Genomic DNA, 22,606 nt, shown 5'->3' with positions numbered 1-22,606 from the left:
CCATCCACAACTCCGAGTACCTGTCAATTCGACCTGGAGCGTACGGGATGGAATGATGGGAGCGATGGCAGGAGGGAGGTTGCGGCCTGCACGGAGAATGGGGATGCGCGCCCTGGGTGTTTTGATGCCGTGGCCGATGGCCACCCCGATCTTGGCCGCCGAGCCGGGCAACATGGTGCTGCTCGCGGTGGTGGCGGCGGTCCTGCTCCAGGCGGCGCTCATCGTCGTGCTGTTGCTGGAGCGGCGCAGGCGCATGGGCGCCCAGCGGCTGAACCTGGCCGTGCTGGATTCGCTCCCGGGCGCGGTGGCCATTCTGGACAGGCGGGGCGCGGTGCTTCGGGCCAGCGCCCCCTCGGCCCAACGCGAGGGGCTGGGCGCGTTGTCCACCCAGCGGCTGCTCTTCCCGGGCAGCTCCTACCTGCGGTCCCTGCAGAAGCTGGCGCACGAGGGCGAGCTCGAGACGGCGGGAGTGGCCACGCTGCTGGAGGACGTGCTCTCGGGCCGGGTGGAGGAGGGCATGGTGGAGTTCCGGGGTCCTCGGGCGGACACCTGGTTCGAGCTGCGCGCCCGGCGGCTGGAGCTGCCGGGCGGTGGCGCCGTGGTCACGGTGGTGGACGCGACTCCGCGCAGGCGCGCCGAACTGGAGGCACGCCGGGCCCGGGACGAGCGGGCCCACATGGAACGGGTCGCCGCGGTGGGCGAGTTGGGGGCCTCCATCGCCCATGAACTGAACCAGCCCCTGTCGGCCATTCTCACCAACGCCGAGACGGCACGGCGGCTGCTGCAGCGCACGCCGGCCGATCTCACCCTGCTGCGAGAGATGCTCGATGACATCATCGCCGACGACAAGCGGGCGGGGGAGATCATCCGCCGCACGCGGGCGCTGCTGAAGAAGGACCAGGGGCCCTTCGTCTCCCATGACTTCAATGCGCTGGTCCGGCAGGTGGCGCAACTGGCCGGCAATGATGCGCAGCTACGGGGCGCTACCCTCACGCTGCAACTGGCGGACACCTCGCTGCCCGTGAGGGGCGATGGGGTTCAGCTCCAGCAGGTGGTGCTCAACCTGATCATCAACGCGCTGGATGCGGTGAACCCGTGCCCGCCCGGGGAGCGGCAGGTGTGGGTGCGCACCCAGCGGACGGAGGGGCGCGTGGAGCTGGTGGTGGAGGACACGGGTGTGGGCTTGAGCCCGGAGGCGCGCGAGCGCCTCTTCGAGCCGTTCTTCACCACCAAGCCGGCGGGACTGGGCATGGGCCTGTCCATCAGCCGCTCCATCCTCGAAGTGCATCAGGGCCGACTGCAGGCGGAGCCCCGGCCGGGCCGTGGCACCCTGTTCCGGTGCTCTCTTCCTTCTGATTGAGGAAGGCGCCCGAGAAGGTGTCCCCCGAGAAGGTGTCAAAGAACTCGTACCCTCCCGAGAAGGTGTCAAAGAACTCGTACCGGAGAAGGTGTCAAAGAACTCGTACCCCCCCGAGAAGGTGTCCGAGAAGGTGTCAAAGAACTCGTACCGAGAAGGTGTCAACCGAGAAGGTGTCAAAGAACTCGCACCCCGAGAAGGCCCGAGAAGGTGTCAAAGAACTCGCACTGACATCTCATCTCCCTACGAATCGTCTGACACATGGGACCGGTCGTCTGACACCTGGGATGGGATCAGACACCTGGGATCAGCGGGTGTTTGACCTCGAGAGCCCGAAGACCTCGCGCAACCCTTCCGGGAGCCGGGTGGGTGTGCGCCCGAGCAGCGTCTCGAGGTCGGAGCTGGTCTCGTCCAGTTGGTTGCTTCGGATGTCGGAGCAGAAGCCGAGGTACCGGCGGGCGAGGTGTTCCGTCAGGCCGGCCCGCACGGCGTCCGCGACGTACTCCTCTTCGGAGATCCGCGTGTAGCCGACGGTCCTGCCCGATACCTCGGAGAGGGCGGCCGCCACGTCGTCGAAGGTGTAGCCGCGGGAGGCGGCGACGACGTAGGTGCGGTCCGCGCCCTGGTGGTCGAGCATGGCATTGGCCAGGGCTTCGCCCATCTCGCGGCGCAGGGCGTAGGCGACCTTGCCGTCGTCGGCCGGCAGCCGGATGCCGGTCTCGAAGACCCGCGGGCCACCGACGTAGAGCGGAACGGTGTCGAGGTACAGGGCGTTGCGGAACAGCACGTGGGGCAGCCCGCTGCGCCGGATGCGATCCTCGGTCTCGAAGTAGTCGTGCATGAGCGTGTTCTCCGAGGCCTGGACGTCCCTCAGCGACCGGCTGGCGAAGCCGATCAGCCCGACACCGGCGCGCCGGGCCGCGTCGATGACGTTCTGGTGCTGCTGCACGCGGCGCTGGGGGGTGTTGCCCGCGATGAGCAGGACGCGGTCGACACCAGCCATCGCCAGGTCCAGGGCGGCGGTGTCGTCGTAGTCGCCAACCCGGACCGAGACGCCGCGCGCCGAGAGGTCCGCGGCCTTGCTCTCGTCCCGCGCGAGCGCGGCGATGTCCGCTCCGGCGGTGCGCTCCAGCAGGCGGCGGACGACGGCGGACCCGAGCTGTCCGGTGGCTCCAGTGACGAGGATCATGCGCGTTTCTCCCTGACGAGGTGCAGATGCATAGCGTGCTATGTAAATGGATAGCACGCTATGTGGTAGAACGACAAGCGATGGATATCGACTACGACACGGGCTACTTCGTCACCCGGACCGCCAGGGCGTTCATGCGCGTCGCCGAGGCGCAGCTACGTCCGCTGGGACTTGGCGTCGCCCACCTCCCGGTCCTGATCTGCCTGGCCGAGGAGGGGTCGCTGACCCAGGCGGAGATTGCTCAGCGCACGCACGTCGAGCAGCCCACTGCCGCCGCGCTGCTGCAGCGCATGGACAAGGCCGGCTTGATCGAGAAGTCGCCCGACCCGAGTGACCGCCGGGCCACCCGCATCCGCCTCAGCGCCCGTGCCGAGAAGCTCCTGCCGCGGGCGCTCGAGCTCCTCGGGCGCTCGAACGACGAGGCCACGGCAGGCCTCTCCGCCAAGGAGCTCGAGACGCTCCACGGCCTGCTGCGCCGCGTGCTGGCCAACCTCTCCGTGATGACCGACGACCGGGGCTAGGGAGGGACTCACGCCATCGCGCGAACCTCGCGCAGCAGCGCCTCGACGTCCTCGTGCGAGTTGAGCAGCCCGGGCGCGGCGCGCACGTAGCGCGTCACGTAGTGCGACACCGTGGTGATGATGCGCTTCTGCTCCAGGCGCTTGACCACCTCCGCGGGCTTGAGCGCGGGGACCTCGAAGCTAAGGGGGTGTCAAAGAACTCGAGCGACGAGACCCGGCACCACACGCGGCGGGAAGGAGAACAGCGGAAAGGGCGTCAAGAAGTCCCCCTTCCTCCACCGAGCCGCCGCCTCTCGGAACGCCGCGACGAAGGTCCGGTACCGCTCACGCAACTCCCGCAGCGCCTGGCGCGTGGAGGCATGCCCCAGAGGCCGCGGGCTGCGCTTGAGGTGCTCGGGCCGGGTATGGGGGTGCTGTGCCTTCACGGCGCTCGCCCCGAACACAGGCTTGTTGCGTGCGCGAGCCTCGGCTTCCACCTGCTCCACCAGTCCCCGTACCACACGCTGCCTTTCCTCTTCCCCCAATCCTTTCCAACACGGCAGGGGCGCCACCTCCAACTCCACGGGCTCGGCCCATTGCTCCGCGAAGCGTCCCCGCGCTCCAGCCCTGTCTTCGCTCCCCCTCTGGCTCCAGCGTTTTGTCCAATTGAACCACTGGAACACTCGCCGCGCCGGCCCCAGCAATTGCGGCAGACACGTCAGGCCCGGCCACTCGGTGCTCCTCTCCACCAGCCCCTCCTTCACTCCATGGGCCAGCACGTAGCGCAGCCGGCCCACCAGGGCCGTGTCGTCCAGCACCGGTTCCGCCGAGTACCGCCTCTCCCAGAAACCGCCGCTCCAGTCCACCAGCCTCCCCACCTTCTTGGACAGGTTGGAGCGCAGGTACTGCATGAAGGAGGCGAGCGCGGCCCCCCGTGCCCACACCAGCAGGTGGAAGTGGTTGGAGGCGAAGGTGAAGGCATGCAGCCGGACGGTACCCGCGCTGTGTTGGACGGCTCGCGCCAGCACGCCTCCCACCACCTCGTTCACTTCCACGCTGGGACGCAGCAACAGACGTCCCTGGAAGCACCTGGACGTGACGAAATAGAGCCCCTCCTCCTGGAACATCCTCAACGGCCAGCCCATCCCCATCCCCCGCGAGCACTCCGTCGGGTCGGTGCACCCCGTGGGCCAACTCCAAGTCCTCGGAAAGACTTGAAGCGCAATCGGGTACCCGTCCACGCCGAGCCTCGTTCTCGAGCAAGTCCCTCGTTTCGAGTCCTTTGACACCGTCTCGGACACCGTCTCGCGCAGCCTGGACGAGCGCGGTGACACCTTCCCCGAGTAGTGGCGATGGCTTGACTCGACCGCGCCTCGTCAGACGCGCCTTCCAGAGGTGATGTTCAGACTTCCTCGTCAGGCAGGAGCGTGAGCAGCAGTTCGTCGTCGGGTCCGAGTGGTCGCCAGCCGGGTGGCGGAGGTGAGGCACGGAGTGCTGCCCTGACCTGATCGACGCGATCCTCATGGGTTTCTGGAGTGTAGGCAGACCACATGCCGAGTGCCTTGGCGACCTTGAAACGGTTCGCGTCGTCCATGACAGTCGGCCATCCATCAGGGAGCGCCTCGTACAATTCGCGCACGAACTGTCCGCGCACCAGGCGCGTGAGCCGCTTGCTCCGCTCTGCTTCGGCTACCAGCCCACTGAATACCTGCACGCCGGTGATGTCATCCTCGCCGAGTTCCTCGGCGAGCGCTACCAACGAGGCGGTGGGACGCGCCTCGGCGAATGAGGTGAGCGATTCATAACCACGCTCGCGAACCCGCTCATAGAGACGGACCTTCCAATTGCCCTCCCAAGGATGAGCCCCGCTCATCGCCCACTCCAGGGAGTGAAGTTCACCGGGATTCTGTCGCGTTTCATCGTCGCCACGACGATGTCCAGGATCTCATTTCGCGTCAACATCCGGCCGGCATCGGTCTCGGCGTTTCTCAGCGCCCTCATGATCATCCGATTCCATTCGCCGGGCCATTGGCGACCCAGGCGCCAGTCACCACCACCATGGATGGCTTCGTGATGCGCCTGCTCCATCTCGACGCAGAACTGATCGATGTCCATTTCTCCGGTGAAGCCGCGCTTCTCGAACCACTCGCGGAACTCCTTGGGCAGGACGTGGTGTCGCGGTGGCTCGTTCATGCCAGCCCCGGTCCTGCTTGTTACACGCATGCCTCGTACCTCGGGCCCATCACCGAGTGCGTCGCGCACGCCCTTGGGCAACTCGTCGTGAGACTGCGCCATCATCACCTGGCCCGCCTGAATCCGTACGACCGCGCCGACGGCGGGAAGGGAGAGGACGCCCGCCCGCACCAACTGGCGCATCATCTCCACCCATTCGGCAGACACGATGAGGCGAGTGCCCATCATCACTCCGTCGCCTCCCATCATCAGGGCCAGTCCGAGCGTGGCGGGAGCCGACGGCGGCAGGGAGGGCAGAGAGAACTTCAACGCCGAGAGCAGGGTGAGCGCCTCGATGGACTCCTTGAGCACCAGGATCTTCTGGAGCTTCTCCGCCCCCATGCGCATGGCCTCTCGTGTCGCCGCGAATTCGCGGGTGAGATGGCCTACCAGCATGGGGATGTCTTTCGCCGCCGCCTCCACCTGTCCTGACTCCCCGGAGGAGAGTGCCACCATGGCGGGCTCAAGCATCTTCTGGACGCGGTCCAGGTCCACGAAAAGCCGCTCCACGCTGTAGAACTGCTGTTTGAGGGCGACGTCGGTGAGGTGGAGGAAGTCGAGCCAGACGGCGAGCAGGAGTGAGCCCAACATGGCGGCCTCGAGACGTGGACCGGCGAGGCGCAACAGGGCGAGTTGCATGTCCGGGTCCTTCACCTCCGAAGCGGCGTTGGCCAACCGGGTGGTGGCGGCGAGTTCGGCATCCAGCCACCGCAGTTGCTGGACTCCATGGTCGACGTAGCGGATGAAGAGGCCGGAGGCTCTGCCGGCGATGCCAGGAGTGCTGGCAGCGAGTCTGGAGAACTCGCTGGAGAGCCGACTTGTGGAGCCGGACACGTCGAGAACGGCACCGCGAAAGGCCAGCTGGGCCGCGAGGGCATTTCGCCACGCGGACTCCACAGCGCCGCCAGGGGCTGCCGCCATTACGGCTTCCCGGGAGCCACGGCGACGTTGAGGCTGCCCCGGTGCCTCGGGCGCATCAGGGGAGGAGGGGTAAGAGGCGAGGGCGAGTGGAGGCTTCGCACTCGCCCCTTCGCCTGATGATGGCACCACGGCCTCTCGCAGCGTGTAGCGCAGGTTCATCCCACGGCTGTGCGGTGGCGTCAGCGACGCACATCCTGTGGATGATAGCACCGTGACGAGCACCAATCCCAACCACCGTCCCCGTGGTGAGTCACTACGCATGGTCTACCCCATTCTGGGCCTGTTCGTGGAGAGGAACGTTATATTCCTTCTTCTCGCATGTTTTCGCTCTCCCTCTGCCCGAGGAGAGGGCGGAGAGGGTGTCAAAGAACTCGGGCGACGAGACCCAGCACCACACGCGGCGGGAAGGAGAAAAGCGAAAGGGCGTCAAGAAGTCCCCCCGCCTCCACTGAGCCGCCGCCTCTCGGAACGCCGCGACGAAGGTCCGGTACCGCTCACGCAACTCCCGCAGCGCTTGGCTCGTGGAGGCATGCCCCAGAGGCTGCGGGCTGCGCTTGAGATGCTCGGGCCGGGTGCGGGTGCTGTACCCTCACGGCGCTCGCCCCGAGCACAGCCTCCCACCACCTCGTTCACTTCCGCGCTGGGACGCAGCAACAAACGTCCCTGGAAACACCTGGACGTGACGAAATAGAGCCCCTCCTCCTGGAACATCCTCAACGGCCAGCCCATCCCCATCCCCCGCGAGCACTCCGCCGGGCCAGTGCACCCCGTGGGCCAACTCCAAGTCCTCGGAAAGACTTGAAGCGCAATCGGGTACCCGTCCACGCCGAGCTGCGTTCTCGCGCAAGTCCCTCGTTTCGAGTCCTTTGACACCGTCTCGGGAGCGTTCTCGCGCAAGTCCCTCGTTTCGAGTCCTTTGACACCGTCTCGGGGGGGAGTCCTTTGACACCGTCTCGGGACACCGTCTCGGGTGGAAAGTCAGATGATTCGACGGGGTTCCTTCGGAAAACCGAAGGATGACCCTCTGGAGGGTGGCGACCTGGACCAATGCCCCTCAGGAGAGTGGGAGGGTGACAGCCAGTCCGCACCTCCTGCACCGCGGCCATGCGGCCCTCGCTGCTCATGCCCGGAGGGATGAGCACTCATGACCTATGAATACGAGTCGCATGCACCATCGACGAGAGGAGCCGGGACGTCTCCAGCGGATCTTCCGGGAGAACGGGCTCTCGCTCGTCATGTTCGGTCTCTTCCTGATGTTCTGGCTGGGACAGAGCCTCGCGGGCCTGCATTCCTACAACCAGGATCAGCGTGAGCACGGACAACCCAGCGTGAGCTACTCCAGGTACCTGCTCTCGGGCGAGTTCATCGAGGCCACGTTCGAGAACTGGGAGAGCGAGTTCTTCCAGATGGGAGCCTTCGTCCTGCTCTCCTCCTTCCTCAAGCAGAAGGGATCGGGCGAGTCGAAGAGGCTCACAGGTGACAACGAGGTGGACCGGGATCCTCGGAAGGAGGTACGCCCGGACTCTCCCGGCCCCGTTCACCGGGGCGGGCTGGCCCTCGCGCTCTACTCCCGATCTCTCACGCTCGCGCTGTTCGGGCTGTTCCTGTTCTCGTTTGCCCTGCACGCCATCGGAGGAAGGATGAGTTTCAACGAGGAGCAACTCCAGCACGGGCAGCAGGCCGTGAGCTTATGGCAGTACGTGAGCAGTTCACGGTTCTGGTTCGAGTCCTTTCAGAACTGGCAGAGCGAGTTCCTCTCCGTCGGGGCGCTGGTGGTCCTTTCCATCTTCCTGCGCCAGAAGGGCTCGCCGGAGTCCAAGCCCGTCCATATGCCCCACCGCAGCACAGGAGAAGGCTGAGAGGGGCTGTACGGCCCCTCCTCTGGCCCCGCGCACAGCCTGGGTGGCACCCGTCAGCGGCCCGCTTCCTTGACCCCTCTGCACCCGCTCGCCACTCTCAAAAGTGCACCCATCCCTCTTATGTTTATGTTGGCGCCGCCACCTTCAGCGCTCGCTCGAGTCCTTCTTCGACTCACGAATCCAGGACATCATCTCGCGCAGACGCCGGCCCACATCCTCGATGGGATGCTCGCGGCCCTGCTCGCGCAGCTTGTCGAACACCGGCCGGCCCGCCTGGTTCTCGAGGATCCACTCGCGGGCGAAGACGCCGGTCTGGACCTCCTTGAGCACCTTGCGCATCTCCGTGCGCACCGAGTCGTTGATGAGGCGCGGTCCGCGCGTGTAGTCGCCGTACTCGGCGGTGTCGCTGATGGAGTGGCGCATCCAGCCCATGCCGCCCTCGTACATCATGTCCACGATGAGCTTGAGCTCATGCAGGCACTCGAAGTAGGCGACCTCGGGCTGGTAGCCCGCTTCCACCAGCGTGTCGAAGCCGGCCTGGACGAGGGCGGTGACACCTCCGCAGATCACTGCCTGCTCACCGAAGAGATCCGTCTCGGTCTCTTCCTTGAACGTGGTTTCCAGCACGCCCGCACGTGTGGTGCCGATGGCGCGCGCATAGGACATGCCCAGCGCCTTGGCCTTGCCCGTGGCGTCCTGGTGCACCGCGATGAGCGCGGGAGTTCCCCTGCCGTCCTGGTAGAGGCGGCGCACCATGTGTCCGGGTGACTTCGGGGCGATGAGCGCCACGTCCACATCCGCCGGAGGGCGGATCTGCCCGTAGTGGATGTTGAAGCCGTGGGCGAAGAACAAGGCCTTGCCCCGGGTGAGGTGGGGCGCGATGTCCGCGTCGTAGATCTGCTTCTGGGTCTGATCCGGGGCGAGGATCATGATGAGGTCGGCCCACTGGGCCGCCTCGGCGACGGACATCACCTCGAGACCCGCCGCTTCCGCCTTGGCGCGCGAGCGGCTGGCGGCATGCAACCCCACCCGCACCTTCACGCCGGATTCCTTGAGGTTGAGGGCGTGGGCATGTCCCTGGCTCCCGTAGCCGATGATCGCGACCTTGCGGGCGTGAATGGGCTCGAGGGAGGCGTCCTTGTCGTAATAGATGGTGGTCATGGTTTGGTCCTTGAGGCGGTAAGGGTGTGAAACGGTGGGGGTGGGACTAGGGAACGGCGGCCACCTGCCGCCGCTCGGTGGAGGGAGCCTGGGATGAAGCCTGGGGTTGAGGCGGCCGCGTGATCGCGCCCTCGGAGGCCGAGGACACCAGCGCGGCGTACTTCGCGAAGACACCCGAGGTGTAGCGGGGCGGAGGCGGCTGGAATCCCCGCAAGCGCTCGGCGATCTGCTCCGCGGAGAGCTCCACGGACAGCTGCCGGGCCTCCACGTCGATGGTGATGATGTCACCCGTGCGCACCGCCGCGATCGGGCCGCCCACGGCCGCCTCGGGGGCCACGTGGCCCACCATCAGGCCGCGGGTGGCGCCGCTGAAGCGCCCGTCGGTGAGCAGCGCCACGGAGTCACCCAGCCCCTGCCCGACGAGCGCCGCGGTCACTCCCAGCATCTCGCGCATGCCCGGGCCGCCGCGCGGTCCCTCGTAGCGGATGACCACCACGGAACCCGGCTGGATGCGGCGCTCCTTCACCGCCGCGAAGGCATCCTCCTCGCGGTCGAACACCCACGCGGGCCCCCGGTGGTGGCCGCGCTCGTGCCCCGACATCTTCACCACGCACCCTTCCGGGGCGAGGTTGCCCTGCAGGATGACGAGCCCGCCCGTGGAGCGGATGGGCTCGCTCAGGGGCCGGATGACCTGCTGTCCCGTCTTCTCGGTGGCGCTGATCGAGGACTCGGCCCAGGTGCGTCCCTCGATGGTCCGGGCGCTCCCGTCCATGAAGCCGCCCGCGATCAATCGCCGGGCGAGCAGCGGCACGCCTCCGGCACGGTCCATGTCCACCGCGGCGAAACGGCCACCTGGCTTGAGGTCCGCGATGAGGGGGGTGCGCCGGCTCACCTCGTCGAAGTCCTTCAGGGCGAGCGGCACGCCCATCTCCCCCGCCAGGGCGAGCAGGTGCAGCACCGCGTTGGTCGAGCCACCTGTGGCCGCCACGGACGCGATGGCGTTGTCGAACGAGGCGCGCGTCACGACGTCCCGAGGGCACGTGCCCCGCTGGAGCACGTCCATGATGAGCCGGCCCGCGGCGACGCTCGCCGCGTCCTTGCGCGCATCCTCCGCGGGAATGGTGGCGTAGCCCACCGGGGCGAGCCCGAGCATCTCGATGGCCAGGGCCATGGTGTTGGCGGTGTACTGGCCGCCACAGGCGCCCGCACCCGGGCAGGCGACGTTCTCGATCTCCGCGAGCGCCTCGAGGGACATCTTCCCGGCGGCCACCGCGCCCACGGCCTCGAACATGTCCTGCACGGTGACGTCCTTGCCCTTGTAGCACCCGGGGGCGATGGAGCCGCCGTAGAGGACCAGCGAGGGGATGTTCAGCCGGAGCACCGCCATGGCCGCGGCGGGGATGGTCTTGTCGCACCCCACCAGCGTCACCACCGCGTCGAACATGTGGCCGCGGCACATCAGCTCGATGGAGTCCGCGATCACCTCACGGCTGACCAGCGAGGCGCGCATGCCCTCGGTGCCCATGGTCACCCCGTCACTGACGGAGATGGTGTTGAACTCCATGGGCGTTCCACCCGCGGCCCGGATGCCCTCCTTCACCTTCTCCGCCAGGCGGCGCAGGTGGAAGTTGCAGGGCATGGTCTCGGTCCAGGTGTTGGCCACGCCGATGAGGGGCTTGGAGAGATCCTCGTCGGTGAAGCCAATGGCCTTGAGCATGGCGCGTGCGGGTGCGCGTTCGAAGCCTTCGGTGATGGCGCGGCTGTTGCGGCGTGTGTCTTGGGACATGGGGGTTCCTGGAAAGCCGTGAAGGAGAAGGAGGTGCTAGCGAGTGGGCCCGCCGAGCCGGTCGAGCACGGCCCGGCCCGCCTCCTGGGTTGCCACGGGCCGGGTGCCCGGAGGAACGAGATCGGCGGTGAGGACACCGGTCTCGAGTGAGGAGGCCACCGCGCTCTCCACGGCACGCGCCTCCTGCTCGAGCCCGAGCGAGTGGCGCAGCAGCATGGCCACGCTCAGCAGCGTCCCGTAGGGGTTGGCCACGCCGCGGCCGGCGATGTCCGGAGCGGAGCCGTGGATGGGCTCGTAGAGCCCGCGCCGGTTCGCGCCCAGCGAGGCCGAGGGCAGCATGCCGATGGAACCCGAGAGCATGGCCGCCTCGTCCGTGAGGATGTCGCCGAACATGTTCTCCGTGACGATGACGTCGAAGTCCGCGGGGCGTTTGATGAGGTGCATCGCACAGGCATCCACCAGCATGTGCTTCAGCTCGATGTCCGGGAACTCCTCGCGGATGACCCGCTCGGTCACCGCGCGCCACAGCCGCGAGGTCTCCAGCACGTTGGCCTTGTCCACCGAGGTGAGCCGCTTGCGGCGGGCCCGCGCGAGCGAGGCGGCGGCGCGAACCACCCGCACCACCTCGTCCACCGTGTAGACACAGGCATCGAAGGCCCGATCCTCCTCGCGGCGTTTCTCGCCGAAGTAGATGCCACCGGTGAGCTCACGCACCACCAGCAGATCCACGCCGCGCAGCACCTCGGGCTTGAGCGTGGAGGTGTCATGGAGGGAAGGGAAGGGCGCCACGGGCCGCAGGTTGGCGTAGAGGCCCAGCTCCTTGCGCAACGCGAGCAGCCCCTGCTCCGGACGAACCTTCGCGGGCGGGTCCCACTTCGGCCCTCCCACGGCGCCCAGCAGCACCGCATCCGCCCGCTGGCAGAGCGCGAGCGTCTCCGGAGGCAGCGGCGCACCGGTGAGATCGATGGCCACGCCTCCCATGGGGGCCTCCACCAGCTCGAAGGAGTGGCCGAAGCGCTCCGCCACCGCCCTCAGCAGGCGAGTGCCCTGCGCCACCACCTCGGGTCCGATACCGTCTCCCGGAAGAACCGCGATGAGCGCCTTCATGGACGGGCCTCCTCGAAGCGGGTGATGGCCTCTGCCTGGCCGAGCAGGAACCCCAGCTCGTCCACGCCGTTCATCAGGCAGTAGCGGGCGAACGGATCCAGCGGGAAGGCCGCCTCCGTTCCATCCGCGAGCCGCACCGTGCGGTGCTCCAGATCGATGAACACCTCCGCGCCCGGCTCGGCCAGCAGGCGGCCGTGGAACCCGGCGTCCACCCGCACTGGCAGCAGACCGTTCTTGACCGCGTTGTTGGAGAAGATGTCCGCGATGGAGGAACTGATGACCGCGCGGAAGCCCCAGTCCACCAGGGCCCACGGGGCATGCTCGCGCGAGGAGCCGCAGCCGAAGTTGTCACCCGCGATCAGCACCCGGGCGCCCCGGGCCTCCGGCTGCTCGAGGATGAAGTCCGGCCGGGGGCTGCCGTCGGGCTGGTAGCGCCAGTCCGCGAAGAGCCAGCGGCCCAGGCCGGCGCGGTGGGTGATCTTCAGGAAACGGGCGGGGATGATCTGATCGGTGTCGATGTTCTGCCGCGCCAGGACGATGGTGCGCGAGCGAAGCGTGCGGAACGGTTCCATGGGATTCACCTCAAGAGCTCGCGGGGATCGGTGACCTTGCCGGTGATGGCGGCGGCGGCGGCGGTCAGGGGACTGGCCAGGAAGGTCCGGCTGCCCTTGCCCTGCCGCCCCTCGAAGTTGCGGTTGCTGGTGCTCACCACGTACTGACCGGGCTTCGCCTGATCCCCGTTCATGGCGATGCACATCGAGCAGCCGGGCTCCCGCCACTCCGCGCCGGCCTCGCGGAAGATGTCGTGCAGTCCCTCGGATTCCGCCGCCCGTTTGATCTCCTGGGAGCCTGGCACCACGAGCGTGCGCACGCGGGAGTCCACCTTGCGACCCCGCAGGACATGGGCCGCGGCCCGCAGGTCCGACAGCCGCGAGTTGGTGCAACTGCCGATGAACACCACGTCGATGGGCTGGCCGATCAGACGTTGCCCTGGCGTCAGCCCCATGTAGCGCAGCGCGCGCTCCAGCGAGTCGCGGGCGCTCGTATCCGTGAGCTGGTGGGGAGCGGGCACGGTACCGGTGACGGGAATCCCCATGCCGGGATGGGTCCCGTACGTGAGCATCGGCTCGAGCGCGTCGGCATCCAGCGTCACCGACGCGTCATAGGTGGAGCCCGGATCCGAGGGCAGCGCGCGCCAGTGCGCCACCGCCTTGTCCCACGCCTCACCCTGGGGAGCGCGTGGGCGGCGGGCGAGATACTCGAAGGTGGTGTCGTCCGGGGCGATGAGACCCGCGCGCGCGCCGGCCTCGATGGACATGTTGCACACCGTCATCCGCTCCTCCATGGAGAGGCCGCGGATGGCGCTTCCCGTGTACTCGAGCACGTGTCCCGTGCCACCGCCCACCCCGACCTTGGCGATGATGCCCAGGATGATGTCCTTGGCGCTCACGCCAGGGCGGAGGCGGCCCTCCACGCGAACCTCCATCGTCTTCGGCCGGCGCTGCAGCAGGCACTGGGTGGCCAGCACATGCCCCACCTCGCTGGTGCCGATGCCGAAGGCCAGCGCGCCGAAGGCACCGTGAGTGCTGGTATGGCTGTCGCCACACACGATGGTGGAGCCGGGCAGCGTCAGACCGAGCTCGGGCCCGATGACGTGGACGATGCCCTGCCGCTCGGTGCCCAGCGCGTGCAGCTCCACGCCGAACTCGCGGCAATTGTCCTCGAGCTGGGAGAGCTGCGCCGCCGCCTCCGCGTCCGCCACGGGGAAGCGCCCTTGTGCATCCCGGGGGAGGGTCGGGGTGGAGTGGTCCATGGTGGCGATGGTCCGCTCGGGCCGCCGCACGCGCAGGCCCCGCTCGCGCAGCAGGCTGAAGGCCTGGGGTGAGGTCACCTCGTGCACCAGGTGGAGATCCACGTAGAGCACCGCGGGCACCTCGGCCGTCTCCGGCCGGACGAGGTGGGACTCCCAGATCTTCTGGAACAGGTTTCGGGGTCCAGGAGGGTTCATGTCACGCGCTCACTTCCATGGAGGGGACGTCGTGGCTGGAAACGGGGAGGGGGGTGGTGTTGGCCGCGCGGTTGAGGGCTTCGAGCAGGGCCCGGGCGCTCGCGACGATGATGTCGGTGCTCACGGCCCGGCCGCGGAAGCGGCGGGTGCCTGCTTCCACCTCCAGGTCGACATGCCCCTGGGCATCCTCGCCGTCGGTGACGCTCGTCACCTGGTAGCGGCACAGGCGGACCTGCTGGCCGGTGATGCGCTCGACGGCCTTGAACACGGCGTCCACGGGCCCATCGCCGCACGCGGCATCGCGGACCCGGCGCCCATCGGAGTGCTCGAGGCAGACGGTGGCGGAGGGGACGGTCCCCACCCCGGAGACACAGCTCAGCGTCTCCAGCTTCCAGGCCGGCTGCTCCCGAGGGCCGATGAACCCCTGGATGAGGGCCTCCAGGTCCGCGTCGAAGACCTCCTTCTTGTGATCCGCCAGCCGCTTGAACTCCTCGAACAGCTTGTCGATCTGCGGGCCATCGAGCTGGTAGCCGAGCTCCTTCACCCGCTGGCGCAGCACGTGGCGGCCGCTGTGCTTGCCCAGCACCAGGCTGTTGCCGGTGAAGCCCACGTCCTCGGCACGCATGATCTCGTAGGTGCCCCGGTGCATCAGCACGCCGTGCTGATGGATGCCCGCCTCGTGGGCGAAGGCGTTCTGCCCCACCACCGCCTTGTTGCGCTGGACCTGGAGGCCCGTGACGTTGGAGAGCAACCGGCTGGTGGGATAGAGGCGCTCGGTGCGGATGGCGGTCCGTACACCGAAGAAGTCATGGCGCGTGCGCAGGGCCATCACCACCTCTTCCAGGGCACAGTTGCCCGCCCGCTCGCCGATGCCATTGATGGTGCACTCCACCTGCCGCGCGCCTTCCACCACCGCGGCCAGGCTGTTGGCCACCGCCAGCCCGAGGTCGTTGTGGCAGTGCACGCTCAGCACGACGCGCTCGATGCCGCGCACGTGGCGCCGCAGGTATGCGATGAGGGAGGAGAACTGAGCGGGCATCGTGTAGCCCACCGTGTCCGGAATGTTGATCGTGGTGGCGCCGGCCTCGATGACGCGCTCCACCACCTCGGCGAGGAACTCGGGCTCGGTGCGCCCCGCGTCCTCGGCGGAGAACTGCACGTCCTCGAAGCGCTCGCGCGCATAGCGCACGGCCTCCACGGCGCGCCGGAGGACCTCCTCCTGGTTCATCTTCAGCTTGAACTCGCGGTGGAGCGGACTGGTGGCGAGGAAGACGTGGAGGCGCCGGCGCTCGGCCGCGCGGAGGGCTTCCCACGTGCGGTCGATGTCTTCCCGGTTGGCGCGGGCCAGGGCGCACAACGTGGGGCCCTCGACCCGCCCGGCCACGGTGGCGACGGCCTCGAAGTCCCCTTGCGAAGCGACCGGAAATCCAAGCTCGATGACGTCCACCCCGAGGTCTCGAAGCGCGAGTGCCACCTGTAGTTTCTGCGCCACGTTCATGCTGGCGCCGGGCGACTGCTCGCCGTCGCGCAGGGTGGTGTCGAAGATGATGACGCGATCCTTCGTGCTCTCCGTACTCATCCGTTCGCCTCTTCTCCTGTTCGGGGGACCGCTACCTGCCGGGTACGTAGGTCAACCACTCCGCGGCGCGTGGCAGCTCGCCACGGACGGCCGCGTGATAGGCCTGTTGAATCTTCTGGGTGATGGGGCCGGTGCGGCCGCTTCCGATGGTGCGGAAGTCGATCTCCCGCAGGCCGATGACCTCGGCGGCCGTTCCGGTGACGAAGACCTCGTCGGCCGTGTAGAGCTGATCCCGAGAGATGGGCTGGGCGCTGACCTCCAGGCCCATCTCGCGAGCCAGGATCATCACCGTGTCCCGGGTGATGCCCTCGAGGATCTGCCCCTCGGGCGGCGTCATCACCCGGTTGCCCCGGACGATGAAGATGTTCTCGCCGGTGCACTCGGCCACCATGCCCTGCGTGTCCAGCATGATTGCCTCGTCGAACCCCAGGCGGACCGACTCCGTCTTGGCGAGCACCGAGTTGGGATAGTTCCCCGCGACCTTCGACTTGGTCATCACCACGTTGGGGTGGTGCCGGGTGAACGAGGAGACGTTGGCGCGCACGCCCTTCTCCGCGGCCTCCGCGCCGAGGTAGGCGTTCCAGGACCACACGGCGATGCCCACGTGCGCCTGGCCGTTGTCGATGTTGAGGTTCCACCCTCCGCCACCGAGGTAGAGCAGCGGGCGGATGTAGCATTCCTCATGGCCATTGGCCCGGACCGTCTCCTGGCAGGCCTCGATGAGCTGTCCCACGCTGAAGGGCAGCTCGCGCCAGCCGAGGATCGTCGCGGACCTGTGGAGCCGCTCGATGTGCTCGCGAAGACGGAAGATCGCGGGCCCCTTCGCCGTCCGGTAGCAGCGAATGCCCTCGAACACCGCCATGCCGTAGTGCGTGGCGGGCGTGAGGAAATTCATCTGCGCCTCGGCGGCGGCCACCAGCTTCCCGTTCGTCCAGATGTACTTGCAATCCATGTGTGCTGCCTCTTTGGGTAATACGAGGGGTTCTTCCTCACGCCTCGGGAGCGGAGGGAGCGACTGAGTTGCCAATGACAGGGTTGTCCTACGCCGCCTGCTCCGGGGGCGCCGCGTCCAGCACTTCCGCGATGGGAGACCGGGCGCCCCGCGCCATCGCGACGGCGCCGGTGCGTACCAGCTCGATGATTCCGGAGGGGCGTAGCACCTCGATGAGCCCATCGATCTCGTCCGGCGTTCCGGTGAGCTCCACAACCAGTGCCGAGGGCGTCACGTCGATGGCGCGCGCGCGGAACATGTCGCAGACCCGCAGGAGCTGCGCGCGGGTCTCCTCGGTGGCCTTCACCTTGATGAGGGCCAGCTCGCGAACCAGCGGGCCCTGGTGCGTGACGTCCTCCACGTAGAGGACGTTGATGAGCTTGTAGAGGTTGGCTTCCAGCAGACGCGCCTCGCGGTCATCCACCACCACCACCAGGGTGATGCACGAGATGGCGGGGCGCTCGGTGCGTGCCACCGTGAGCGAGTCGATGTTGTAGGCGCGGCGCCTGAAGAGCGAGATGACGCGGTTGAGGACGCCCGGGCGATCCTCGACGTGAACGATGAAGGTCCGTTGATGGGATGGGCTCATGGCATTGGCTCCTCAGACGGCTCCGCTGCTCCACGGAGACATCGCGCAGACCTCGCTGTCGTCCTGGGGACGGCGGATCATCTCGTCGAGGTCCGCGCCCGAGGGGACCATGGGGTAGACGCTGTCCTCCTGCTCCACCCGGAAGTCGATGATGGTGGTGCAGGGACTGGCCCGCGCCTGGGCCACCGCCTCCGGAATCTCCTCCCGCCGGGTGACGCGCAGGCCGTTCAAGCCGTGCGCCTCGGCGAGCTTCACGAAGTCCGGGTTCAGCAAGGGGGTGGCGGTGTAGCGGTTCTCATAGAAGAACTGCTGCAACTGCCGCACCATGCCGAGATAGCCATTGTTGATGATGGCCACGTGGAGCTTGATGCCTTCCTGGGCACAGGTCGTCAGCTCGGCCGCCGACATCTGGAAGCCCCCGTCGCCCACCACCACCCAGACCTCCTCGCCGGGCTGGGCCAGGCGTGCGCCCATCGCGGCGGGCAGGGCGAAGCCCATGGTTCCCAGCCCTCCGGAGGTGATGAGTTGCCGCGGGCGCTCATGTCGGTAGTACTGGGCCTCCCACATCTGATGCTGACCCACGTCGGTGACCATGAGGGCCTTGCCCTGGGTCAGCCACCACAGGTCATGGATGACGTGGGCCGCGTGGAGCCTGCCGTTGTGCGGCATGTATTGGATGTCTCGCGCCGCCGAGCTGCTCTTGAGGGCCTTGATGTGCTGCACCCAGGGGGTGCAGGTGCGCTGCGCGACGCGGGGAAGCAGGTCCGTGAGCGTCCGGCGCAACTCCCCCGCCAGCGCGACGTCCACCTGGACGTTCTTGTTGAGCTCGGAGGGATCGATCTCGACGTGGATCTTCCGCGCCTTGCGCGCATACGTCTTCAGGTTGCCGGTCACCCGGTCGTCGAAGCGCATGCCCAGGGCGATCAGGAGATCGGACTCCTGGATGGCGGTGTTGACCCAGGCCTCCCCGTGCATGCCCATCATCCCGAGGCTGAGCGGGTGCGTCGCCGGAAAGCCGCCCAGGCCGAGCAGCGTGCTGGCCACCGGAATGCCCGTCTTCTCCACCAGCTCCCTCAGCTGCGCCGAGGCCTCGGCCTTGATGATGCCGTGACCGGCGAAGATGAGCGGCCGCTCGGCCGTGGCGATGAGCTCGGCGGCGCGATTCAGGTCCTCCGCGGACGGGTGGTGCGCGGGGCGATGGCCGGGCAACCGCACGGGCCGTGGCTGGGACTCGAGGGCGGCGGTGGCCTGCTGCGCATCCTTGGTGATGTCCACGAGCACGGGTCCGGGACGGCCCGAGCGCGCGATGAAGAAGGCTTCCCGGAGGGTGGGCGCGATGTCCTCGGCTCGCGTCACCAGATAGTTGTGCTTGGTGATGGGGAGGGTGACGCCCGTGATGTCCAGCTCCTGGAAGGCGTCACTGCCCAAGAGCGAGGAGGGGACCTGGCCGGTGATACAGACGAGGGGAGAGGAATCCAGCATCGCGGTGGCGATCCCCGTCACCAGGTTGGTGGCCCCCGGACCCGAGGTGGCCAGACACACCCCGACCTTCCCCGAGGCGCGCGCATAACCATCCGCCATGTGTGCTGCCCCCTGCTCATGGCGCACGAGCACGTGGCGGATGGGTCGCTGATGCAAGGCATTGTAGATGGGCATGATGGCCCCGCCCGGGTAGCCGAAGACGACATCGACTCCCTCACTGGCGAGCACATCCCAGACGATTTCGGCTCCGGTCCGTTGGGCCGTGCTCCTGGCGTATTCCGGAGCGGAGCTGTCCGAGTCATCACCTTGCCCCGTGGGTGCCTGCTCTCTCTTGGGGCTTGTGCCAGCTTTCGTCATTGCGTCTCCACTGCGAACCACGAGGGGTTGAGGACGCCGAAAAACGAGAAGCCCCGCCTCCGTTTCCGGGGGCGGGGCTTCTCGTTCAGGCCTGGATGCTCTCCAGTGTCAGAACGGTGGCCCGGCCCCCTGCGCAAGAAGAAGCGCAAGCAGCAGCACGGCTACCAGGACGACTACGAGCACCTCCACGCCGAGCGAACGCACGCCACGGTTCGTCGCCGGGCGGAGGTTCAGCTCGAGGGTGGAGAGGGCGTTCGTCATGGTTCGTTCAGTCAGAGGTCCGCGAGCATGCACCCAAACGGCCCCCAAAGGCAAATCAAAAAAGAGTCGGTTCACTTCCCATCACGTTCATCGCCGTGGGATGACTTTTGATTTCTCAATCGAAACGAAAAACCTGCCCACGGCCCGTCGGACGCCTTCAGCTGACGCCTTCAGCTGACGCTTTCAGCGGGCGCGTGCGAGCCGGCGCACCGCCTCGCGCAGCTCCGTGGGGTTGAGCGAGGCGAAGCCCAGGCGGAACGCCTCCGGCCCCTGTCCCTCCAGCGCGAAGGAATGGCCGGGCATCACGTGGACGCCCTCCGCGCGCGCCCGTTCGGCCCACCCGCTCGCGTCGCCCCTCTCCCGGAGGCGCACCCACAGGGCCAGCCCGCCAGCCGGCACCTCGAAGTCCACGTGCTCATCCAGGGCTCCGCGCAGGGCCTCCGCGAGCGCGTCCCGGCGCGCCAGGTACTCGCGGCGGGCGCGCCGGGCATGGCGTTGCAACTCCCCCTCCTCCAGCAACTCGGCCACGGCGCGCTCGAGGGGGGCATCCCCCTGGCGGTCCACCACCGCGCGCAGGGCGGCCAGTTGCCGCACCACGGGAGCGGGCGCGACGACGTAGCCGAGGCGCAACCCCGGAGCCATGATCTTGGAGAGCGAGCCCACGTAGACGACGCTCCCCGAGCGGTCCGCGCTCGCCAGGGGAAGCACGGGGCGGCCCTCGTAGTGGTACTCGTGATCGTAATCGTCCTCGACGACGGCCATCCCGGACTCCGCGGCCAGGCGCAGCAGCTCCACCCGGCGCGCGGCGGTGAGCGTGACGGTGGTGGGGTACTGGTGGTGCGGGGTGACGAAGACGGCCCGCACGGGCCCTTGGGTGAGCAGCGTCCGCAGGGCGTCCACTCGCACGCCCTCGCCATCCACCGGCAGCCCCACCAGGCGGGCGCCAGCGAGCCTCAGCGCGTCCCAGGCTGGCCGATAGCCGAGCGCATCCACGGCGACGACGTCCCCGGGGCGCACCAGGGTCTGGGCCACGAGGAAGAGGGCCATCTGACTGCCCCGGGTGACGAGCACATCGTCCTCGCCCGCGGCCAGGCCACGCGTCTCACTCAGCATGCGGGCCAGCGATTGGCGCAGGAGTGGCTCGCCGCGCGCATCCCCCGCCCCGAGCGTCGTCCGGGCGCGTCCCGTGAGGACGTGGCGGAAGGCGCGTGCCAGGGCCAGGGAGGGGGCGAGTCGCACGTCCGGGGTCCCGTCGTTGAAGATCAACACCCCCCGCGAGGCGGAGGCCGCCACGTCCTCCCGGACGCCCCGTGGCGCCTCGAGTGAGAAGGCGGGCTGCTGCGGCATCCGCTGCCTCGGTGAGCTGCCGAACCCCTTGGGCGTCTTCACCGGCAGGGTGGTGGAGACGAAGGTGCCGCGCGAGGGCTCCGCCGAGGCCCATCCCTGTTGAATGAGCTCGCGGTAGGCCGCATCCACGGTGTTGCGGTGGATGCCGAGCCGCTGCGCCATGGCGCGCGTCCCTGGCAGCGCGTCCCCTGGCGACAGGCGCCCTCGCTCGATGTCGCGCACGATGGCGCGCGAGAGCTGCACGAAGAGGGGGATGTTGGACGCCGGGTCGACCTCGAGGTTCATCTTCCAGGAGCGGAGCACCGGCCTAGTCTACTTCAAATAACCGGCACTTTCTGGGGTGCCGGTCGTTCTCTTAGGTTTCGTCCGTGCCCGACGCCCGGAGAGCAACTCCTCCGGAAACAACCGCGGCGGGCCCTTGGGAGACGCCATGAACCAGACCGTGGAAACGAAGAAGAAGTACGAGTCCGCCGACTTCGACAAGACGCCGCCCCGCCCGCGCGTCGTCATGCCGGAGCGGCTGGCCCACCCGAATGTCGAGGATGCCGGCCGCAACGAGGGCTACTCGAAGGAGCGCAAGCACCCCGTCTTCTTCGTGGACCTGCCCTCGCATGCCATCAGCATGACGATTGGTTGGCTGGAGCCCGGCCAGTCCTCCAACAAGCACCGCCACACCTACGAGACCATCCTCTACGTGCTGGAGGGGGAGGGGTACTCGGAGATCCAGGGCAAGCGCATCCCCTGGAAGCAGGGGGACGCCGTCTACATCCCCGTGTGGGCGTGGCACAACCACGTCAACACGCACCCGACGGCCCGCGCGCGCTACCTCGCCTGCGAGAACGCCCCCATGCTGCAGAACATGGGCGGCGTGGCGCTGCGCGAGGAGGTGGGTGAGAAGGGCCAGTCCCTGCTGCGCAACGGCGAGGAGGGATGACCATGAGCCGCAACGTTCCCATGCGCGGTATCATTGGTTACACCATCACCCCCTTCCGGGCGGAGGGAGGCGTGGACCTCGACACCCTCCGGCTGATCACCGAGCAGATGGCGGCCTCTGGTGTACATGCCATCGCCCCGCTCGGCAGCACGGGCAGCCTGCCCTACCTGGATGATGGGGAGCGCGAGGCCGTCACCGAGTCCACCATGAAGGCCGTGCGCGGCCGGGTGCCCGTCATGGTGGGCGTCTCGAGCCTCACCACCGAGCGCACCGTGCACCACGCGCGCTTCGCCGAGAAGGCGGGCGCGGCGGCGGTGATGATCATCCCGATGAGCTACTGGAAGCTCTCCGAGGAGGAGATCCTCCGGCACTTCGACCGGGTGGCGCGCGCCATCTCCATTCCCATCATGGCCTACAACAATCCGGCCACGGGTGGGCTGGACATGACGCCCGAGTTCCTCGCGCGGCTGCTGGAGATTCCCAACGTCACCATGGTGAAGGAGAGCACCGGCGACGTGGGCCGCATGCACCGGTTGCGTCAGGTGGTGGGCGAGGACGTGGCCTTCTACAACGGCTCCAACCCGCTCGCCCTGGCCGCCTTCGCCGCCGGAGCGCGAGGCTGGTGCACGGCGGCGCCCGCCCTCATCCCGGAGCTCAACCTGCGGCTCTTCCATGAGGTGGTGGAGAAGGGCAATCTCACCGCGGCCCGGCGCGTCTTCCAGAAACAGTTGCCGTTGCTGCAATTCATCGTGAAGGGCGGCCTGCCCCGCACCATCGCCGCGGGGCTGGAGCTGCGCGGCACCCGGGTGGGCCCACTGCGTGCCCCGCTCCTGCCGCTGCCCGAGACGGAGCGGGAGGTGCTGCGGCGCATCCTCGACAAGCTCGACGCCCACGACCCGGAGTGACGGCCACTGGCTTCCCGTTCCCTCATCCAGAGCACGGCGAA

The 22,606-nt window shown here is 68.0% G+C and carries 21 protein-coding genes; 5 read left to right on the top strand and 16 right to left on the bottom strand.

All coding sequences use genetic code 11. The features are described from left to right. The first annotated feature begins 136 nt into the window (after positions 1-136). Positions 137-1,360 (top strand): sensor histidine kinase, encoded by a 1,224-nt coding sequence (locus F0U63_RS33055; RefSeq protein WP_395836112.1) that lies wholly within the window; start codon positions 137-139, stop codon positions 1,358-1,360. 304 nt (positions 1,361-1,664) lie between these two features. Here the strand turns inward: F0U63_RS33055 and F0U63_RS33050 are convergent, their stop codons facing one another. Continuing rightward, on the bottom strand, positions 1,665-2,546 hold the full coding sequence (locus tag F0U63_RS33050) for an SDR family oxidoreductase (protein WP_395836110.1): 882 nt from the start codon (positions 2,544-2,546) through the stop codon (positions 1,665-1,667). A gap of 62 nt (positions 2,547-2,608) precedes the next feature. Between F0U63_RS33050 and F0U63_RS33045 the strand changes: the two genes are divergently transcribed. Further along, entirely contained in the window at positions 2,609-3,067 is a 459-nt protein-coding gene (locus tag F0U63_RS33045; RefSeq protein WP_395836108.1) for a MarR family winged helix-turn-helix transcriptional regulator, read from the top strand. An 8-nt stretch (positions 3,068-3,075) separates the two neighbouring features. Here the strand turns inward: F0U63_RS33045 and F0U63_RS33040 are convergent, their stop codons facing one another. From F0U63_RS33040 to F0U63_RS33025, 4 genes are all read right to left on the bottom strand, one after another. Then, positions 3,076-3,216: a hypothetical protein gene (locus F0U63_RS33040; protein WP_395836106.1), complete on the bottom strand. Its 141-nt coding sequence runs from the start codon at positions 3,214-3,216 to the stop codon at positions 3,076-3,078. A 42-nt stretch (positions 3,217-3,258) separates the two neighbouring features. Further along, complete coding sequence (locus tag F0U63_RS33035) at positions 3,259-4,197, bottom strand: transposase (protein WP_395836104.1); 939 nt, start codon at positions 4,195-4,197, stop codon at positions 3,259-3,261. A 251-nt stretch (positions 4,198-4,448) separates the two neighbouring features. After that, positions 4,449-4,919, bottom strand: a complete 471-nt coding sequence (locus tag F0U63_RS33030; RefSeq protein WP_395836102.1) for an NUDIX hydrolase — start codon at positions 4,917-4,919, stop codon at positions 4,449-4,451. Continuing rightward, positions 4,916-6,199: a DUF2380 domain-containing protein gene (locus tag F0U63_RS33025; protein WP_395836100.1), complete on the bottom strand. Its 1,284-nt coding sequence runs from the start codon at positions 6,197-6,199 to the stop codon at positions 4,916-4,918. The genes F0U63_RS33030 and F0U63_RS33025 overlap by 4 nt, the downstream gene beginning before the upstream one ends. A gap of 1,166 nt (positions 6,200-7,365) precedes the next feature. Here F0U63_RS33025 and F0U63_RS33020 point away from each other — a divergent pair. Next, entirely contained in the window at positions 7,366-8,058 is a 693-nt protein-coding gene (locus F0U63_RS33020) for a DUF6766 family protein (protein WP_395836098.1), read from the top strand. Between the two features lie 144 nt (positions 8,059-8,202). Here the strand turns inward: F0U63_RS33020 and ilvC are convergent, their stop codons facing one another. The 11 genes from ilvC to F0U63_RS32965 all read right to left on the bottom strand — a co-directional run bounded on the left by ilvC (position 8,203) and on the right by F0U63_RS32965 (position 21,029). Continuing rightward, positions 8,203-9,219 carry a ketol-acid reductoisomerase gene (ilvC, locus tag F0U63_RS33015; RefSeq protein WP_395836096.1) on the bottom strand — a complete coding sequence of 339 codons (1,017 nt, stop codon included), beginning with the start codon at positions 9,217-9,219 and terminating at the stop codon, positions 8,203-8,205. Positions 9,220-9,265: 46 nt separating this feature from the next. Beyond that, the gene (gene ilvD / locus F0U63_RS33010) at positions 9,266-11,005 is read right to left on the bottom strand and encodes a dihydroxy-acid dehydratase (RefSeq protein ID WP_395836094.1); all 1,740 of its coding nucleotides are present in this window, start codon (positions 11,003-11,005) and stop codon (positions 9,266-9,268) included. Positions 11,006-11,041: 36 nt separating this feature from the next. Next, positions 11,042-12,112, bottom strand: a complete 1,071-nt coding sequence (leuB, locus tag F0U63_RS33005; protein WP_395836092.1) for a 3-isopropylmalate dehydrogenase — start codon at positions 12,110-12,112, stop codon at positions 11,042-11,044. Continuing rightward, positions 12,109-12,684 carry a 3-isopropylmalate dehydratase small subunit gene (leuD, locus tag F0U63_RS33000; RefSeq protein WP_395836090.1) on the bottom strand — a complete coding sequence of 192 codons (576 nt, stop codon included), beginning with the start codon at positions 12,682-12,684 and terminating at the stop codon, positions 12,109-12,111. The genes leuB and leuD overlap by 4 nt, the downstream gene beginning before the upstream one ends. A gap of 5 nt (positions 12,685-12,689) precedes the next feature. Beyond that, the gene (leuC, locus tag F0U63_RS32995; RefSeq protein WP_395836088.1) at positions 12,690-14,120 is read right to left on the bottom strand and encodes a 3-isopropylmalate dehydratase large subunit; all 1,431 of its coding nucleotides are present in this window, start codon (positions 14,118-14,120) and stop codon (positions 12,690-12,692) included. A gap of 1 nt (position 14,121) precedes the next feature. After that, complete coding sequence (locus F0U63_RS32990) at positions 14,122-15,699, bottom strand: 2-isopropylmalate synthase (protein ID WP_395836086.1); 1,578 nt, start codon at positions 15,697-15,699, stop codon at positions 14,122-14,124. A gap of 31 nt (positions 15,700-15,730) precedes the next feature. Continuing rightward, the gene (locus tag F0U63_RS32985) at positions 15,731-16,651 is read right to left on the bottom strand and encodes a branched-chain amino acid transaminase (RefSeq protein ID WP_071900854.1); all 921 of its coding nucleotides are present in this window, start codon (positions 16,649-16,651) and stop codon (positions 15,731-15,733) included. Positions 16,652-16,739: 88 nt separating this feature from the next. Next, on the bottom strand, positions 16,740-17,279 hold the full coding sequence (gene ilvN, locus F0U63_RS32980; RefSeq protein WP_395836084.1) for an acetolactate synthase small subunit: 540 nt from the start codon (positions 17,277-17,279) through the stop codon (positions 16,740-16,742). 12 nt (positions 17,280-17,291) lie between these two features. Next, positions 17,292-19,118 carry a biosynthetic-type acetolactate synthase large subunit gene (gene ilvB / locus F0U63_RS32975; protein ID WP_395836082.1) on the bottom strand — a complete coding sequence of 609 codons (1,827 nt, stop codon included), beginning with the start codon at positions 19,116-19,118 and terminating at the stop codon, positions 17,292-17,294. A gap of 108 nt (positions 19,119-19,226) precedes the next feature. Continuing rightward, the gene (locus F0U63_RS32970; protein WP_395836080.1) at positions 19,227-19,379 is read right to left on the bottom strand and encodes a hypothetical protein; all 153 of its coding nucleotides are present in this window, start codon (positions 19,377-19,379) and stop codon (positions 19,227-19,229) included. Between the two features lie 183 nt (positions 19,380-19,562). Next, on the bottom strand, positions 19,563-21,029 hold the full coding sequence (locus F0U63_RS32965) for a PLP-dependent aminotransferase family protein (RefSeq protein ID WP_395836078.1): 1,467 nt from the start codon (positions 21,027-21,029) through the stop codon (positions 19,563-19,565). A gap of 127 nt (positions 21,030-21,156) precedes the next feature. On the opposite strand from F0U63_RS32965, the gene F0U63_RS32960 reads away from it, so the two are divergent. Together F0U63_RS32960 and F0U63_RS32955 are read left to right on the top strand one after the other, a co-directional pair. Further along, positions 21,157-21,660 (top strand): cupin domain-containing protein, encoded by a 504-nt coding sequence (locus tag F0U63_RS32960; RefSeq protein ID WP_395836076.1) that lies wholly within the window; start codon positions 21,157-21,159, stop codon positions 21,658-21,660. A 2-nt stretch (positions 21,661-21,662) separates the two neighbouring features. Then, a complete protein-coding gene (locus F0U63_RS32955) occupies positions 21,663-22,565 on the top strand; it encodes a dihydrodipicolinate synthase family protein (RefSeq protein ID WP_395836074.1) in 903 nt (300 codons plus the stop codon). Positions 22,566-22,606: the final 41 nt, after the last annotated feature.

It is taken from the genome of Cystobacter fuscus (genome assembly GCF_044360685.1).
Lineage (GTDB): Bacteria > Myxococcota > Myxococcia > Myxococcales > Myxococcaceae > Cystobacter > Cystobacter fuscus_C.
This window is presented reverse-complemented; position numbering and strand designations above follow the sequence as displayed.

Excerpts from the sequence above, each read along its gene's own strand:
- leuB (WP_395836092.1), bottom strand. The coding sequence starts at position 12,112 with ATGAAGGCGCTCATCGCGGTTCTTCCGGGAGACGGTATCGGACCCGAG.
- F0U63_RS32970 (WP_395836080.1), bottom strand. The coding sequence starts at position 19,379 with ATGACGAACGCCCTCTCCACCCTCGAGCTGAACCTCCGCCCGGCGACG.
- F0U63_RS32985 (WP_071900854.1), bottom strand. The coding sequence starts at position 16,651 with ATGGATTGCAAGTACATCTGGACGAACGGGAAGCTGGTGGCCGCCGCC.
- F0U63_RS33050 (WP_395836110.1), bottom strand. The coding sequence starts at position 2,546 with ATGATCCTCGTCACTGGAGCCACCGGACAGCTCGGGTCCGCCGTCGTC.
- F0U63_RS33030 (WP_395836102.1), bottom strand. The coding sequence starts at position 4,919 with ATGAGCGGGGCTCATCCTTGGGAGGGCAATTGGAAGGTCCGTCTCTAT.
- ilvD (WP_395836094.1), bottom strand. The coding sequence starts at position 11,005 with ATGTCCCAAGACACACGCCGCAACAGCCGCGCCATCACCGAAGGCTTC.
- F0U63_RS33020 (WP_395836098.1), top strand. The coding sequence starts at position 7,366 with ATGCACCATCGACGAGAGGAGCCGGGACGTCTCCAGCGGATCTTCCGG.
- ilvB (WP_395836082.1), bottom strand. The coding sequence starts at position 19,118 with ATGACGAAAGCTGGCACAAGCCCCAAGAGAGAGCAGGCACCCACGGGG.
- F0U63_RS33035 (WP_395836104.1), bottom strand. The coding sequence starts at position 4,197 with ATGGGGATGGGCTGGCCGTTGAGGATGTTCCAGGAGGAGGGGCTCTAT.
- ilvC (WP_395836096.1), bottom strand. The coding sequence starts at position 9,219 with ATGACCACCATCTATTACGACAAGGACGCCTCCCTCGAGCCCATTCAC.
- F0U63_RS32960 (WP_395836076.1), top strand. The coding sequence starts at position 21,157 with ATGAACCAGACCGTGGAAACGAAGAAGAAGTACGAGTCCGCCGACTTC.
- ilvN (WP_395836084.1), bottom strand. The coding sequence starts at position 17,279 with ATGAGCCCATCCCATCAACGGACCTTCATCGTTCACGTCGAGGATCGC.
- F0U63_RS33055 (WP_395836112.1), top strand. The coding sequence starts at position 137 with ATGGCCACCCCGATCTTGGCCGCCGAGCCGGGCAACATGGTGCTGCTC.
- leuC (WP_395836088.1), bottom strand. The coding sequence starts at position 14,120 with ATGAACCCTCCTGGACCCCGAAACCTGTTCCAGAAGATCTGGGAGTCC.
- F0U63_RS32990 (WP_395836086.1), bottom strand. The coding sequence starts at position 15,699 with ATGAGTACGGAGAGCACGAAGGATCGCGTCATCATCTTCGACACCACC.
- F0U63_RS33025 (WP_395836100.1), bottom strand. The coding sequence starts at position 6,199 with ATGGCGGCAGCCCCTGGCGGCGCTGTGGAGTCCGCGTGGCGAAATGCC.
- F0U63_RS32955 (WP_395836074.1), top strand. The coding sequence starts at position 21,663 with ATGAGCCGCAACGTTCCCATGCGCGGTATCATTGGTTACACCATCACC.
- leuD (WP_395836090.1), bottom strand. The coding sequence starts at position 12,684 with ATGGAACCGTTCCGCACGCTTCGCTCGCGCACCATCGTCCTGGCGCGG.